The organism is Streptomyces sp. bgisy159 (genome assembly GCF_057707805.1).
The window spans coordinates 70,116-87,214 of the sequence record NZ_JBYIQX010000023.1 but is presented as its reverse complement, the minus strand read 5'-3'; the positions used below and the strand labels follow the sequence as shown (position 1 = coordinate 87,214).

5 protein-coding genes are annotated in these 17,099 nt (G+C 68.9%); all 5 read right to left on the bottom strand.

Going from position 1 to position 17,099, the window contains the following annotated elements; genetic code table 11:
* Positions 1 to 70: 70 nt before the first annotated feature.
* Positions 71 to 2,989, bottom strand: a complete 2,919-nt coding sequence (gene pglZ / locus AC3ET3_RS22235) for a BREX-2 system phosphatase PglZ (RefSeq protein WP_435612746.1) — start codon at positions 2,987 to 2,989, stop codon at positions 71 to 73.
* Entirely contained in the window at positions 2,989 to 6,888 is a 3,900-nt protein-coding gene (gene pglY, locus AC3ET3_RS22230; RefSeq protein WP_435612745.1) for a BREX-2 system ATPase PglY, read from the bottom strand. Before pglY ends, pglZ begins: the two co-directional genes overlap by 1 nt.
* Positions 6,889 to 6,911: 23 nt before the next feature.
* Positions 6,912 to 10,658, bottom strand: a complete 3,747-nt coding sequence (gene pglX, locus AC3ET3_RS22225) for a BREX-2 system adenine-specific DNA-methyltransferase PglX (protein WP_435612744.1) — start codon at positions 10,656 to 10,658, stop codon at positions 6,912 to 6,914.
* 61 nt (positions 10,659 to 10,719) lie between these two features.
* Positions 10,720 to 15,408 carry a BREX system serine/threonine kinase PglW gene (gene pglW / locus AC3ET3_RS22220; protein WP_435612743.1) on the bottom strand — a complete coding sequence of 1,563 codons (4,689 nt, stop codon included), beginning with the start codon at positions 15,406 to 15,408 and terminating at the stop codon, positions 10,720 to 10,722.
* A 261-nt stretch (positions 15,409 to 15,669) separates the two neighbouring features.
* On the bottom strand, positions 15,670 to 17,040 hold the full coding sequence (locus AC3ET3_RS22215) for an SPDY domain-containing protein (protein ID WP_435612742.1): 1,371 nt from the start codon (positions 17,038 to 17,040) through the stop codon (positions 15,670 to 15,672).
* Between the last annotated feature and the right edge of the window lie 59 nt (positions 17,041 to 17,099).

The following is a 17,099-nucleotide window of genomic DNA, read 5'->3' as shown; positions in this document are numbered from 1 at the left end:
CCGCGCCGCCGGTGCCCGGAGCGGCCGGGCGGGCCGACTGCACCGCCCGGCATGGCCGCAGACCCCCGGTTCACAGTCCGAACTGCTCGATCAGCTGGCCCCGGTGCAGGCGCAGGGTGCGGTTGTCGGGGAGAATTTCCAGGATCTGGGCGCCGTCATAGTTGAGAAGCTGGGCCAGGGTCGCGGCGAAGCCAGGGGCTCGGGTGGCGGGCTGGCCGGCGCGTTCGGCCAGGGCGGTCATGGGCAAGGTGCCCGCTTCGACCAGCGCGGCCAGAGCCTTCGGCAGGACCGCCTTGTCGCGTGGCACACGGGCGAGCAGTGCCAGCTGTTCCTGGTACAGCTCGGTGGCCATGAGGCGATTCACCAGTGCGGTGGCAGGGTCCTCTGTTTGATCGGAGACGGGTACGGCCGCAGGCTTCACTACAGGGGCGACAGGTTCCTGTGGTGCGGAGGGTGCGACCTCGTCCTCGCCGAAGAGACTGATAGCGCCCTCTGTCACGGGCGGGGCTGACTTCTTGGCCTGCTTGCGGCTTGGGCGTGCAGCGGTGGCCTCGGGTGCCGCGATGGCATCGGCTCCGGCCTTCGTCTCGGCCTCGAGTCCGGTGGTGGCGTCGTTGTCCTGCTCCCACCATCCGGGCGTAAGGTCGCCCAGCTCCCGCCACCCCGTAGGTGGCTCCGCGCCGAACGGCAGTAGGGCGAGGAGGGGGATGGTGAACTCGGCGAGGGTTGCCCCGCCGTGGTAGCCCGCCTTGAGCGCGGTGTACCGGGCGTCGTGGTCCCGCAGCGCGACGATCCGCGATCCGGGCTCCGGCCAGACCACCCGTGGTCCGGCCAGCTCAATTTCGGCCGGTGCGACGGGTCCGCCGGGGGCGCGGTGACGGGCCGACCCTATGGCGCCGGCGGCCGTGTCGATCTTGCTGCCGCGTCGCTCGACCACATGGCCGTGGTCAGAGGTGAGGAGCACGGTCATGTCGTTGGCGCGGGCGGCCCGCAGCAGCGGTTCCAGGCCGCCGATCTCCTTGATCTCCCAAGCGCCGTCGCCAAGCTTCTGCTCCTTGGCGAGCCGGTCGTCGACGGTGTTGAGGACGACCGCGACATGGGTGCGCTCGTCGGCGAGCGCTTCAGTCAGGGCGGTGGAGAAGGGCGAGCCGGTGTCGGGGCTGCGTAGATCGTCCTTGTGGAAGACAGCCGCAGGGGCCCCCTTCCAGCACGGGTGCTGAGGGAAGAGCCGCTTTTCGTCGTTCTGGTCGCCCTTCATCAGGGTGCCAGCGAACAGCGAGGTGCGGGAAACGGTGGTGAGAGTGGGCAGCGCAGCGGCCACGGCGCGCCTCACCGGTGCTCCGGTCGCGTCCTGCAGCGGGTCGAACTCGGACCAGTGTGCGTGCAGTTCCTCACCCAGTTCGGCTGCGATCGCCGCACTCATTCCGTCGATGAGGAGGAGCAGGACCCGTCGGCCGGGACAGTCCACGACGGGCGCGACGACCCGGTCCAGGAAGCTTTCGACGGTGAGCATGGCGCCGGGGGCGGTGCCATCTGCGGTCCACACCGCGAGCCGCTCGGAGAACGCGCGGTCCAGCTCACGACGTTTGCTGCGCACCTGCTCGCCGATCCGGCTGTAGGCGTTGGCGAGTGCGTCATCTGCGTCGCCGCCCGCGTCCAGGTGTTCCAAGGCTCGGTCTACCCAGCCGAGTTCGCGGATCTGGCGGTCGGCGCCGTCTGCCACCGAGGCGATGTCGACTTCAGGTTGGGACGCCAGCCACCGCCGCAGCCGCGCTGCCATCCGTACCCGTTCAATACGGGCCTGGGTGGCGCCGTCGACGGCCAGGGCGTGTTCGGCCAGCGCGGTGATGGCAGCCGTGACCGTCTCGGGACCGCCGTCGGCGAGGGCGCGGCCCGCGGCGGTGAAGCGGGCATCCAGTCCGGCGGCGAGCAGCGGACTGGCAGCGGCGGCGGTCTGCGCCCCGAACTGTGTGACGAGCTGTGCGGCCCTGCTCAGGACCGGGTCCGCGAGCCGGTGTTCGCCCCGGTCGACGAGGCCGCGGACGTACGCCTCACCGCTTTGCCCGAAGGAGGTAAGGAGTCGGTCGAGGTCGTCGCCCTGGGCGGGGGGCTGGTCGCCGAGCCATCGCTCGGCGCGCCCGCGCGCCCGGTACAGGTCGTGGTCGGCCTCCGCGTGCCCCCACAGGGCCGCGCAGACGACCGCGTAGGCGGCTGCGTCCGCCCCGTGGTCGGCGTCTACCAGGGCGGTAATGATCTTTCCGGTGGAGCCGGCCTGTTCGGGTTCGGCGAGGAAGCGGGCCAGGCCGGCCCGTTCCGGTCCGCGCAGGTCGCGCAGGAGGTTGGGGCCGCCTGGGATGTGGGTCCACCGGAACAGGGTGATGGGGTCGATGCGGTCTCCGTCGTCGTGTGCGGCCGGCCCGCCCAGCGCGTCCGTGTCACGGCGGCCGAGCCGGAGCCGACGCCGGGCCAGTCGGGTGAGGGCTTCGTCTCGGGACAGCAGTCCTTTACCGAGGGAGGGCCAACCGCGGCTGGCCGCCGCGTCAAGGAGCGCTTCGGCCGCCCAGGTCTCCCTGCGCAGCCGCCCGTCGAGACCGCGCGCGTCGAACGCCTCCTGCACGACCTCCCAATTGTCGACGGACCGGATCCTTCCGCCGTAGACGCGGGCGAGCAGCCCGGGGTCGAGGTCGGTGTCCTCGCGGTCGGTGAGGACGACCAGGACTTTGGGGTCGGGAGGAGTCGGCGCGTCGAGGTGGCCCAGGATCTGCTCGTGCACGGCCAGCACCGAGGGCGCGACGACCACCCGTGCCTGCAGCCCGCCCGCCGTACGCTGCACGGCGGGCCCGTCCCAGACGGGAGCGGCCCGCAGCAGCAGTACGCGGACCGTGCCGTCACCGAGCCGACTGCGGGCGGCGAGGTACTGACGGACGGTTCCTGCCGACAGCCGGGCGGGGCCGGCGGTCGCGGTGACTGCGGTGACCGTGTCGGACATCAGTCGACGACCTTCCAGATGACCTCGACGGTGGCGTTCGGGTGCTCGGCCGCGAGCGCCGCGATCTCCGCCTGCAGTTCGGCGGCGGCCCGGGCGGCGGTAGTCCGCCCGCCGCCGGAGCGGGCCACGGACCGGGACGGTGTGCGCGGCCCCGGCTGCTGCGGCGGCTCCGGCAGCACCTGCGGGTGGGCGGAGCCGCCGTTCAGGTCCACGCTGTCGGAACTCGGCGGAGGAGTGGGCGACGGCTGGGGGCGCTCGGCCGTGCTCTGGCGAGACCTCAGCAGGGACAGCACTTCCCGGCCGCTGGCGTGCAGCACGCCCGGCAGATCGGGGTAATCCCCCGGGTCGCCAGCGGCGGCATCCCGCACCCGCTCCAGGACGGCCGCACCGTCCACGCCGAGGGTGTCGGCCAGGCCCAGCTGGTCCCAGCTGGTGTTCTGCAGCGCGCTGGCTACCTTCCCGGCACTCTTCAACGACATGCCGTACCGGTGTGCGGAAAAGTCGCCGAGAGGGAAACGGGCGAGCCGGTCCACGACGGTCTTCGCCTCGATGCCAGCTTCCGTCACCTCCTTGACCAGCTCCTGCGCCCGGCGGGCAAGGACGAGCCGGGGGGAGTCGTCGTTCAACTGGAGGAAGTCACGGTGCTTCTCCAGCTCCCCGACGAGCCGTCCGGCGTCCTGGCCGAGTGAGGCGGCAGCCTGCTTGATCTGTGCGGCGAACTGGTTGACGATCCGGCCGCGCCGCAGTTGCGGCGCCTGGTCGCCGAGCATGGTCTCGAACCGCTTGCGCGCCTCTGTCCAGTCGCTCTCCGTGGGCAATTGCTGCTCGCGCAGGGCGTAGTCCGGCTTCAGCTCGTGCGGTGCGGGCGCGGGTTCGATGGGGACGCCGCCGCGCACCCATACCCGGTCGGTCATCTCCGCGTACGCGGCGGCGAGCAGCCGACGCAGCGGCTCGGGCAATCCGCGCGGCTCGGGAAGGTCGGTCCAGTCGGAGAGCTTGACCAGGGTCGGCTCGGCGGTGCTGTTCCGGCGGGCTCGGTCGTTGAAGTGGTCGGGCCAGGCGGTGGACTGCCGGTAGTACGCCTCCCTCATGGCGCCGAGCCCAAGACCGCCCGCGATCCGCGCCATGGTCTTGCGGTCCTTGCTGTCGACCTCGGTCTGCCCGTCACGGTTTTCGGCGGCCTTGCGCACATACTCGAAGACGGTCTTGATCTCGGCAGGCTTCACCGGCCTGCCAGTGCCGTCCGGGTCCAGGTCGGGGTGGGCGGGGTACTGATGGGCGAGCAGCTTGCCGGCCAGGTCACGGGCGGCGGTATCCAGAGTTGCCCCGAGCGGAAGCCGCAGCTCGGGTACGCCCTGCTGGGCGACCAGGTGGGTGTCGAAGCTCAGGTCGACGACCCCTTCCTGCTTCTGCGTGAGCCCGTACGCCTGCCGCAGCGCCTGGGTAACGCGCTCGGTGAGGATGAGCAGCTGCGACTGGAGCATGCCCTTGGCGCGCTCTTTGTCGTCGGCGTTGAGGCTGCGCGCGAAGTCGGAGTCGAAACGGGTCTCGTCAGCGAGGGCCTTGTCGATGACGACGAGGCGTTCGAAGTCGCCGCGGGAAGCATCGGTCAGGTGAGTGGGCAGCCAGGCCAGCGTGCGCGAGTCACCACCCGGCTTCTCCCGCAGCGCACGCAGCCGCTGCAGGTCATCCATCGGCCCGAACTCGCCCTCGTCGTAGGGGAAGTCGACAATGAGCCGCCAGGCGTCCTCCTGGCTGGGCCGCAGGGTCGCCTCGGGCAGCGAGTCGACATCGGCGACGTTACCGAAGACCACCTCGACCTGCCGTTCGGTGCCCTTCCACACCAGGTTGAGCACGTCGTACGCGTCGAAGCCGCCAGGCCCGTCGCTGACGCCGAGCGCCTCCTTGAGCAGACCGCGCATCTTGGCACGCCGGTTGTTCTGGTTGTTGTGGACCTGGGCGTTGGCGAGGACGGCGTCCAGATCGACGCCGGTGAGCTCCAGGCGCACCACCGCACCCGGCCCGGTACCAGTCACCTTTATCTCGGGGAAGGTCGCCGCCCACTCCTTCGCCTTCTGCTCCAGCCTGCCGACCTCGGTCCCCGCGATGCGAGTAGTGATGGAGCCGTGGTTGAGGGCATGCAACCGCGCCAGAGTGAGGTCGGCCAGCGCGGGCACACTGGGCGCGAGCGCAGACAGCAACAGGGTCTGCAGCAGTCGGCTGTCACCGGTGAAGTCGCGGCAGCGGGCCGCAAGTTGAGGGTCGCCGAGGGTCTCGGGGCGGCGTCGGTACGCCTCGACCTGGTCCTCGGTGACCTGGTTGGTCTTCAGTAGGTACGGGCGCAGCTTGTCCCGGTACAGCTTGTCGGCAGCCTCGAAGTGAACACTGGTCTCCCCGCTGAACGCCTTGTCGCCGCCGCCCGCGATGGCCGGGTACAGATCGCCCAACGGCACAAGCTGCCCGAGCCGCCAGTCGTCGCGGTGATCGACGAGCAGCTGGCTCATCAGCTTCAGGCCGGTGCGGGAGCGCTGCAGGGCCGCGGAGATGTGTACCAGGGTATCCATGAACGCCGGCGGGAACGGGTACGTCCGCCTGAACGCGCCCTCGTCCGCGCCGGTGGTGGACTTGTCGTGGCCGAGCAGGGTGTCCCATACGTCCGGACCGAGCCTCTTGGCCTCGGCGAACGCAGTCTCCACCTTCGCCTCGGCCTCCGGGCTGGTGGGCTTGAGCAGGCGGGCCTGCGCGATCTGTGGGAGGTTGCGGTCTTCCAGGACGATCTTGTCGAAGCGCCCGCCGCTGAGCTTCAGACTGTCCTGGACGGCGGCCTCGGCGGCCCCTGACATCTCCTCGCCGACCAGCTCACGCAGGTCGCGCTGGCGGGCGATGAATGACACCACCGGGATGGCGCGCCGTTCGTCGCCGCCCTCCACAAAGTTCGTGATCTTGTCGGCTTCGCGGGAGACGAACTTCTGGTCGTGGATGCGGGAGGCCAGCCACAGGATCAGCTCGTCCATGAAGAGGACGAGCCCGTCGTAGCCGAGGGACTTGGCGTGCGCGGCGATGATGCCGAGCCCCTTGTCCAGCGAGACGAACCCGTCGGCATCCTCGGAGGCGTTACGTGAGAACGACGGGAACAGGGTCTGGGTGAGGTCCTGCACGAGTCGGGCCCGCAGTTCCCGCGGCGTGGAGGGGTTCTCCAGGTCGAGGTCCTTGGTGTTCTCGTGCTCCTCCGGGGCGTTCACCGCCTGATCCAGCAGTTCGGTGGTCCAGGCGAAGGAGTCGCCCCACTCGTCCTCCTGGCCGTCGCCGGCATCGGCGAGCTGCTCGATCACCCGCTCGTCGCCGTTCCGGCGGCGCTGCTCGGCGAAGTCCTCGAAGAGCCCGTCGGTCCGGTAGACCTGCGGCAGCGGGCAGCCGGGGTGGAGTTTCCGTACGTGCTCGACGTACTTGCCGAGCACACGCTGCTCCAGCGACTTGGAGCCCAGCATGTGGTAAGGCACCAGCAGGAACTTGCGGTCGTCCGCATCCAGCCAGGCGTGCCGGGCTCGCACGGGGTCGAGGTCGCGGCGCGCCCGGGCGGCTTGGTTCCGCGACAGCAGCGCGTAGAGCACCGCCATGAAGTGCGACTTACCGGAACCGAACGAGCCGTGTAGATAGGCAGCCTTCGACGAGCGGCTGTCCAGCGCGGACTTGATCAGGTCGAGGGCTTCGTCGAAGTTGCCGAGCAGCCGGTCGGTGACGACGTAGTCCTTCAGCGCCGCTTCGGCCCCCTCGGGCGTGACCGCTTCGTTCAGCTTCAACACGAAGTCGGAGGTGGACACCGACTCCGGGATGTCGATCAGCTCCCGAAGCAGCGGCCGGTCCTCGGGACGAGGATTGTTCCTGTTCATGAAAGCCATGGTGTGTCTGCTCCTCGCCCTGCTCAGGCGGACTCTGCGCCGCTGACGGCAACGGTGACGGTGTCCGTGTCGGCGTCCGCGATGGACGTCTGGATGGCGGCTTTCGAGCTCGCGCGCTTCTTCGGCGCGCCGGATCCACGGCTGGCGGCGGACGGACGCCAGGCCCGCAGCGCATCGTCGGTCAGCCCGAGCTCACCCTGCTTCTGCTGCCTAAAAGCCAGAATCTCGGCAGCCGGCGACGCCCCGAACTCCGGGTCGTATTCGCCATACCACTGCTCCAGCCACGGCTGCAGCTCAAGCAGCCCGGCCAGGTAAGGCACGAGGTCGTCGTCGCTGAGCCCAGCCTGCTGGATGTACGAGGCGAGCGCGAGGGCCTGCTCCAGGTGATCCCAGCCGGCCCACCCGTACAGCTCCGGCGACTGCGCGCTTACCGTGCCATACGACACGAACCGCTCCTTGGGCACGTCGAGCTTGCCGCGCGCTCGCCAGAAGCTGTGCTTCGGGAAGTCCGCTGAGGTGTACTTCGGCGGCAAGGGTGTCCGCTGACGGACTTTCCGCTTGGCGGGCTCGTCGGGCGCCGCGTCCTCCTCTCGCTGCAACTCCCAAACCTGCTCCCAGTCGGCGCGCTTCCTCAGCCCGGTCGGCTTGTACCGCAGTGCAGACAGGAACGGCACGTGCTCCTCGGACAGGAGCTCCCGTACGGTTTTTACGAGATCCTGCCGGGGCGCGTACAACTCGGCGACCGACGCGAAGTCCTCGTCGGCAGACAGGTTCTCGGCGAGGCGGGCGAGGGTGGTGACGGTGGGGTTGCCGCTAGCATCAAACCAGTACGCGCGATCCTCGACCCGGTTGAGGAGCCAGGACTTCAGCGCATTCTGCCGCATCGTGTCCCAGCCATCGGTGGCCCAGCGCCGCTTGTACTCGGGACGCTCCACCATGCCGATGGCGCGGTTCGACTCGATGGCCTCGATCCGCCTCTGCACGACCGCCCGATAGTTGGCGGGCCAGTGCTCGGGGATATCCGTGATCGGGGTGGACCCGAGGCGCTTGAACCATTCGTCGCTGGCCTCCCCGGCGGCGGCTCGGCGAGCCAGCACGATCTCGAAGGCTCTCTCACCTAGGGCGAGTTCGGGCACGGCGGAGGCATCGGCCAGGCGCAGATCCTCGGAGTGCAGGTCGTAGAGGGAGTAGACCTGCCAGTCCAGCTCCTCCTGGAGGGCGATCATCCGGGCACGGGCGGAATTGTACTGGGCTTGGGTATTTCGGAGAGCAGAGGCGGTGGGGACGGTTGCGGTAGCGAGGGCGGCGGGGGTCGCCGCGGAGAGCTGCCGGGCGAGAGCGTCCAGCTCAGTGGCGAGGGCGGTGGGGTATTCAGCGGGGAGTGGGAACTCCTGGAGTTTCGTGCTGGTGAACTCGTACCTTTCCATGAATTGGGCCGGTGTCCATCGGTTGCCACCCCCGCTGTTGTTGTCAGCCCCCGCCTTGTTCTGGCTTACCATCTGCATCCAGTATCCGGCAGTGGAGCTATTGAGCAGCCCAAGTAGCTGCACATGCTCCTCCTCCGTCGCACCCTTCTGCAACTTGATCACTGGAGCGGACTGCTTGAATACTTTGCCGCCTCGGTCCAGGGCAAAATGATTGTGTGTGGCCACGAAAGCAAAGGAGATTCCCAGCGGGACGGAGTATCGTTCCGGGTGCCAGCGGCTCCACTCATACCATGTGAGCCCAATTTCCTCATGCGTTCCCCCTGGCTCCCGTCGCTCACGCAGCATTGTGCGATGAACCCAGAGGTGGTGTGAAATATCGGCTGAAAGCTCGGCTTTGAGGTCACTTCTGCGATATGGAAATACTGACTCCGTGGTAACTGAGATCTCCCAATCCCGAACGGAGTCGCCTTCGGCAAGTGGTGTGATGTGTTCAGGGCTTACTCCGAAACGCGACCAAGTCCCAACTGGGCTGAAATACGCGGCGTCGTTACCTGTATGCGTATACCGTCCAATCGAGCGGCACAATTCGCCCAAACGCCTCGCTTTTGCTTCCTCGAGATTCCCGAGCATCTCTTGTCCACCGTCTGCGAGTACCCAAGGCTGTTTGGCGAAGTATCGGTTGCGATCGAGGTCCCCGACGGAAACCCACTGACTGACAGATCCCGGTTCCTCGATCTGCTGGACGATTGCTGTCCACACCAGTCCTTCCTCAGCATTGAACGGTGCCGAGGGCTCGCCCTGAACGCTGCGTACAGTTCGGATCGTCGCTTGTCGCTTAGATCCTTCCCTCGGTCGTCCGACGAGGATCACCGTCGGTGTCCCGTGCCCCGGGATGTATGCTCCCGACGTGTCGATCACTTCGGTGAGTTCAACTTTGTGGGCGAAATACTCCTCGATGAGCTTGGTGCCGAACTCCCGCTTCATAAAGGAGTTCGCTGTGATCTGGCCGACCATGCCGTAGCCGTTTCCGGCGCTTCCGCCCTGTCTAGCCAATTCAAAAAACCGCTGGGCGAAAGGCACGGATAGCGCGTACTGCAGTTTGCAAGCGCTGTATAGATCCTTGTACAGCTGGTTGAGCTGCTTGTCCTTGACCGTGATGTATGGCGGGTTGCCCACCACCACGTGGTAGCGCCCCTGCTCTAGGATGCCGGGATACTCGTGCACGTCCTCTGTTGCGTACGAGAAGTCAGCGAGCGGGTCACCGGCTGCGCTGCCGTCCTCCCCCTCAAGGGTGAGCCCCAACTGCAGCTCCAGTTGCCGGTCCTTGATGAGCGAGTCGCCCACCGCGAGCTGGATGGGCCACTCGTAGCGCCGCGCCTCTTCGAAGGTGCGCATGCCGCTCGCGGCCATCGCCGCGACCAGGAGCCGGAAACGGGCCACTGCGACTGCGAACGGGTTGAGGTCCACCCCGTGGACCGAGTTCAGGGCCGCTCGCACCCGCTCGTAAGCGTCAATCTCGGGCCGCTGCTCAGCCCACATCCGCACAAGCCGCCGGAATGCGCCGAGCACGAAGTGGCCGGACCCGCAGGTCGGGTCGATCATCTTCAGCTCTTCGAAGCCGAACTCCCGCACTGCCGGGGTCATCGTCCGGTCGAGGATGAACTCCTCCACGAACTCCGGCGTCTGCAGCAGCGCGTACGTCTTGCGGGCCGCCTCGCTTAGATCCTGGTACAGGTCGCCCAGGAATCGGGTGTCCCAGCCCTCGGTGCCGTCCTCGCTCAGCGGGTCACTGAAGTCGTGCACGAGGGCCGGACCACCCGCCCCTTCCTCCCCACTGACCTCACCGGTGCGCTGCTCCCGCCAGAATGCGAGCAGCGCGCCGGCGCCGTCGTGCGACAGTGGGATCTGATAGAGGGGGTTGTGATCGCGATCGAAGAGCAGCCGCCCGGCCTGCCCGGCGCCCAGCTCGGCGAACGCCGTCTCCAGCCATCCGCGGTACGTCGGGTCGGCGTCCTCCTCCAGGTATTCCTCGAACCGAGCCTGGGCGGTCTCCCGCCCCGCCACGTCGGGGGAGGTGATGTACGGCTCGGCGATCAGCCGGTTGTCCTCGCTGAACCGCACGAAGACCGTGCCGAGCACCCAGGCCACCGCGACCTGGGTGATCCGCTCGCCAAGCCAGGCGTTCCACGTTGCCGCCGTGCGGCCCAGCTTCCGGGCCTGCTCATACTCACCGCGCAGTCGCGTCCCGACCTCAGGGACGGCTTTGACCTGCTGCTCCAGGTCGGTCTCTGCCGCCGTGACCTGTTTCTGTAGGTCGGCGAGGAGGGTCTGGCGGTCGATCACGAACGGCTCCAGTCGAGAATGGGAGAAGACGGAGAAGATCAGGCTAGAAGGGGGAGGCGGGTCAGGCGTCCGGTTCGAGGTGTTTGCGCGCGACCCAGGCGTCAGGCACAACGATCCACTCGTCGAACCCCGCCTGGTAGGGAACACTCTGCCCGGCCAACCGCGGCGCCCGTGCCGGATCGGACTGGGCCACGAGCAGCCACAGCGGGCTGCCGCCCTGTCGAGCCTCCTCCGAGAGGCGCCCGAGCAGGTCGAGCGCGTCGTAGCGGGCCAGCACCGCAGTGTCGGTGAGCAACAGCGGACCATCGGCCTCCGCTAGCTGCTCCCGCAGCTGCGGCTCGATCCGCCCCCACGCCTTGTCGGTGCGTATGCGCAGCTGTTGGTGAGCCCGACTACCCGGCTCGGCGGCGTCCGCCTTGAGGACGGTCTCCCAGGTCGGCCGGGCAGCCTCGCCGACCACGCCGCGCAGTTCGGCCACGAACAGTCCGGTCACCGACACCGGCCGAGCCCCGTATGGCTCACCGGCCAGCCGCTGCACCGCGTCCTCGGCCCGCCGCTGGGGCACGGTCAGGACCCGGAAGCCGTCCTGCCGCGCCGAGTGCATAAGTCGCTGCTCAGCCTTGACGGCAGCGGCGACGGCCGCGTCCGCGTCGTACTGAGTGGGGGCCGAGCGGCGCGCAGCCGAGGCACCCCAGCTCGCCGAGGTCAGCCCGGCAGTGGCGTCCCCAGAAGTGCGATCCGGGATGAGCCGGAGCACCTTGTCGTAGCGGGTGGCCAGTTTCAGCTCGAAGCCGGCCTCCTTCAGGGCGCGGACCAAGGCGCTGCCCGTGGGCAGCTCGCGCGGCGCCAGCGGATCGGTGCCCAGGTCGGGGAAGCGGGTGGCGACCCGCTTGTGCAGCGCGTCCACCGTCAGGCCCGGCTGCCGCTCCTCCTCGACGCCCGGCTGCACGGCGACCACGCCGGCCTGGGTGATCCGCAGCGCACGCACCAGGTCCAGGTCGCGCGCGTAGATCTCCAACCGCGGGGTGAGCGCGGCCCGGGTGGAGGCGGCGACCGCGATCTCGGCCGTCCGCCGCTCGTCCCAGCCCAGGCTGCCCGGCGGCCGTCGCACCGCGTCCAGCTCGGTGAGGACCGTGCTCGCCGTCGGCAGGGACTCAAGCGCTGCGAGCCGGTCGGCCCGCACGCCCAGGTTCAGCGCGTACTCCTGCAGGGCGGGCAGCGCCGGGGTGTCCGGACCGTCCACGTCCTCCCGGACATCCAGGGCGAGCAGGCCGAGTACCGGATCGGCGCCCTTGGGCATGCGGGCGTGGAAGTAGCGGAAGAGCGGCGGGGACTCGTTGTCGTAACTCTCTCGTTCGACCACCGCACGCAGCAGCGACAGGGCGAGTGCACGCCGGTCGCGCCGCTCCACGTGCTGGGTGCCGCGCCGGGCGATGAGCGCGTCGGCGAGCTCGATCACCGGGGCCACCCGGCCGCGCTCAGCCAGAAGCTCCACCACCTGCTCACGCAGCAGCCCCAGGGCCGCGTCCTTGTACCAGCGCTCGCGCGCCTTCTTCACGATCTGCGGGATCCGGCCCGCGGTCAGGCCCACCGCATCGGCGACGTCCCGCTGCCGAACCCAGGCCAGGCCCCCGGGCAGCGTCCCTGTCTCATCAGGCAGCCGCAGCAGCAACCGGATGGCTTCGCGCTCCTTGGCATTGGAGCGGGCACTACCGCTGGACGGCTTCGGTACGAGACGGGCGGCGAGCGCGTCCAGGCTCAGGCCGCCCAGCACCTGCGGGTCGACGCCGTCCCCGTCGGCGGCGACCGACTCTGCGACCGCCCGCTCCAGGTCGGAGAGCTCCTGGCCCGCCGCCTTGCGGGCCTCCGCGCTGAGCGGCGCGGGAGCCGCCTTGCCCAGGCGCGCGTTCCACTCCTTCTGCCGGCGCTGGATCTCCTCCCGGGTGCGCGAGCCCATGCCCGGCGCGGTGAGGAACTTCTTCGCCGAGTAGTCCAAGACGTCCCCGACGGTGTTCAGCCCCATCGCGAACAGCTGCGACTGCGCTGCGACCGTCAGACCCGCCACCGACAGCGGCGTGTTCCGGTCGGCGCGCTCGGCCTGCTGGTCGCGGACCTGCTCGGCAGAGACGTCGTCGTCCTCCCGCCCGATCCGCGACTGCGCCGCCGACCCCGCAACCGCGTCGGTGCCGCCCTTCGCCCCGCGCCCCGACTTCTCACCGTGACCGTTGCTCGGCGCCGTCGTCTGCTGTGCGTCCAGGAAGATCCGCTGCCAGGCACGCTCCATCGGCTTCAGATCCGGGAAGCGGTCCTTCACATCCCGGGCCAGCGCCTTACGGAAGAACGCCACCAGGCCGTCCCGGACGGCCGGCTCAAAGGCGTCGGCCGCAAGCTGAGGGTACGGCCACTCCTTCGCATCCGTCTGCCGGGCCGTGACCGAGCCGTCACCCCAGCGGGGCAGCTCGTTCGACGCCATCTCATGCAGCGTCACGGCCAACGCATACCGCTCGGCGTGCCCGTCGTACGAGCCGCGCGTGATGACGCCCACGAACGGGTCGAGATAGCCCTCGGTGCCCGCCTCGATTTCCTTCGCCGGGTACCCGGCGAGCGAGAAGTCGATCAGCACCAGCTGACGGGTGCCGTTGGGGCGGACCCGGATCGCGATGTTGTCCGGCTTCAGATCCCGGTGCCAGATCCCCTCCGCCTCCAAGTGCTCCACAGCACCGAAGAGGTACTTCCCGTACGCCTCCAGCTGGTCCATGCCCAAGCGGCCGTTGTCCCGCAGCTGGCGCGCAACGGTGTCCTCCCTGCGGCGCGGCCCCTTACTCGCACTGCCGTCCTGGTCCTTCAGCTCCCGGCTGTCGCCCACGTACTCCAGGACCAGGACCCGGCGCCCAGCCAATGTCAGGGGCTGCGGCTCGTACAGCGAAATGATGCTGGAGTCCCTGTGGATCCGGCCCAGGACCTCCGCCTCACGATCCAGGACAGCATGCTTGGCCTCGCTCAGCGCGACCTTCAGCACTGCCACCGGCAGGCCGCCGCTGCGCCGAGGCTCGCCCTCCAGATCCCGCACCAGGAAGGCCCGCGCGGTCGAGCCTGTACCGAGGCGGCGCACGACCTCCCAGCGTCCGGCCAGTACGTCCCCGGCCACGGCCTCCAGCGGGTCCTTCTCCGGCTCGGATCTTTCCTCGCCCACGCCTGCGGCTGAACCGCCGTCCCCGCCCGCGACTGCAGCCGCATCCCCGCCGCCCGGGACCTCCTCGACGAATGCCTGCTCGACGTACTCCAGCATCTCCAGGAAGTCGTCGACCGTGGACAGACGCCGACCCGGTTCGTACGCGGTGGAAGCCTCCACCAGATCGTCGATGTCCGGATTGAGACCGTCGACGAGCGCGCTGGGACGCAGACTCTCGCCGGCCTCCAGACGTGCCATGACCTCGCTCTGGCTCGCGCCAGGCGCTTGCCCGGTCACCAGCAGATACGTGAGCACGCCGAGCCCGTACACATCGAGGCGTACTGGATCGGCCTTCGGAATCCTCAGCTCCGGAGCCAGATAAGGATCTGCCTGCTCGGCGACATGGAACCCCGTCACGTTAGTCGGAGCCAGGGTCAGCGGCCGGCCGCGGCTGGAGCTTTGCCCAGTGGCGATCTGCCAATCCGCGATCTGCGTCCACGGACGCAGCCAGCGCTGCTCCTCGCCGAGCTCCCGCCCGCGTGGACCGCGGTCGCGCGGAATCACATGCACCGCGTGCGCCGACAGCGTGCGGTGGTGGACCCGCCGGGAGTGCGCGGAGCGCACCGTCTCGGCAAGCTGCCGCACCAGCGCGAGGCGCCCCTGCAGGTCGAGACCCTCACCGTGCTGGACCAGGTAATCGTCCAGGCGCAGCGTCTCCGGGTGGTAGTCGAAGAGGATCGCGGGCCCGGCGGGATGCCCCGACGGCAGATAATTCTTCAGCTGTACCGCACCGGGATGACGAAAACGGCTGAGTACCGATGCCTCGCGGGCGGCGGCACGCTCCACCGAGCGCCGCTCGTCGTCGGAGGCACCACGTTCACTGAGGAAGACCCGTACCCGTGCCAGATCGTGCAGCTGGGAATGGCGTCCCAGATAGTCGGCCCAGGACGGCCCGGAGTCGAACGCCTTCGCCTCCAGGAGGTAGGAGCCCACCTCGTGCTGGCGGCGGATCGGTGCGATACGGAGCTTCTTCAGGGCTGCATCGACAAAGCGGGATGCCTCGGCTGTGATCTGGTAGCGGACGTCTCCCGGCGGCACGGCCAGCATCTCCACCAGCTGCTTGACCGTGAACACGCCGTTCATGTCGGCAGCCGGAAGGTTCACCTGAAGCTTGTCGTCCGTGAAGCAGACAGCCTCACCCACCCAGATCTTCGTTCGGTGCGCGGGCCGACCGGAGACGCCGTTGATCAGGCCCGACAGCTCCTTGGCCTTCCGGTTCGCCAGGTGCAGCGGATTGCCGTGCCGACGGCTGGTCCCGCTGGGCGTGGTCTGCACCCAGTCGTTGCCGCCGCCGTGGACCGAGCCGTGCCAGTCCTTCAACTCGACCAGGAAGACCCCGGCCGGCGCTACCACCAGAAGATCGACCTCACGGACGTGCCCGCTGTTCGCGGTGAACATGAAGTTCGTCCAGGCACGCCACGGCTCCTCATCTGGCAGACGTCGGCGGATCGCCTCAAGACCACGGCGCTCGTGCTCATACTCGGACTCGGTGACCGTCGTCCACCGGTCTTCCAGCATGCGGCTCCCCGTCCGTGTCTGTAAGCCTGCCGTAGTTCCTGCCGCTGCGTTCAGGAAGCACAGCTCAACCCTCGGACCGAATCCTAAAGGGTGTCACTGACATCAAGAGCGGCCTAAGCGTGCTACGACCGAGGCCGCGGAATCCCAGACCTGGCGTTGATGGAACGGGGCAGAGTGCGCCGCGAACGAATGTGCGCGGGATCGCCGGTTTGGCCAACCGGCGATCCCGCGCCATGTTGCCGCGCTCGTGTGCGTCAATGATCAGCGTGCACGTGTGGCGGCTGGGTCGGCCGTAACCGTGGGCGTGGTCGGCGGACTGGTAGCGAGGCTGGTCCTGTGTTCGCGGCCCGCAGGCTCTGCCTGGCGCGTGCCGGTCTCGTGGGCGAGGGTTTCGGAGAGATCGGCCAGCAGCGAACTCGGGGTATGCGGGGACGCGGTGATGGCCCAAGTGGGCCGGTCCGGTCCGGGGCCGGCCCAGACGGTCCAGGTGGCCAGGTTCTGATTCGGGTGTTGTGCCGTGGAGGCGTCGAACCGGATGCCCACGTTCCCGTCGGGGGATGTCCAGCGGATCCATCGCCCGTCCACGGTGTGCTTCCATCCGGCGTCGGAGAGCGGCTGGGTGGCCGCGGTGACCGTCTTCTCGTCCACCAGGACGCCGGTGGTCGTGTCCCAGCCGTCGCCGTCGGCGAGGTGATTCAGAAGTTCCGCTATCACCGGGGCGGGGGTGGAGCCGGTCGCGGTGAGGACCCACATGCGGTCGGAGACGGGCGTCTCGTAGGCCGCTACGGTCCAGGCGGTCTCGTGGGCCGGGGTCTCGTGGACGCGCTCGATGCGCAGGGTCTGCGACTCGTGGATGGCGTGGGTTGTGTCGTCGGACCAGGTCCGCCACTTCTCGAACTCGCTGTGCCTGTCGAGGAAGGAGTCGAGGAGGGCGTCGTGGTCGCCGGCATCGGCCAGGTAGACGGGGACGGTCTTCGGCTCCGGGCGGTGAGGCCCGGGTTTCGCTGCGCCGAGGTCCAAGGTGGCGCGGGCCTCGACGGCGGCGCGCTCGGCGTCGGTCAGGGGTGCCGGACCGGGGCGCATGTCGGTGCCGTGGATCTTCTCGAAGGCGAGCAGGGCCTGAGTGGGTGAGTCGAAGGTGTCGGCGACCTGGCGCAGGTGGTCCTCGCCGTGGAGGTAGACGGACTTGCCGCCCCGGTGGAGGTACGTGCCTACCGCGACGGTGGTGTGGCCGTCGTGGGCGTGTGCGTGGATGAGGAGATGGCCGTGGCGGATGTCGTCGTGGATCTTCTGCGCGTGGTTGGAGACCTCGCGGATCTCGCTGCGGGTGCACCACGGCATCGGATAGTTCGCCCAGGTCCATTCCTCGTCCATGGCCTCCCGGAGTCGAGGGGTGATTTCGACGGTGATGCCGTCGGCGGACAGGTGCTTGGCTGCGTCCTCAGCCCAGTAGGGCTCCTCGTGGTCGATGCGGGCTAGGACCAGGACGTTGTCGGCTGCGACGGTCCAGTCGGCTGCCTCCAGAGCCATGAGAGCGATGCGGGCCTGGCTGCCGGTCAGGACGGCGGTCACGGCGCTGGGATGGGTGGGGTGGGTGTCGAGGCGGACGTGGGCGTCGATAGGGGGAGTCACGTGGGGGTGTCGTCTCTTCTGCCGGTGGCCGGGCCTTCGGGTCCGGCCACCGGCGTGTG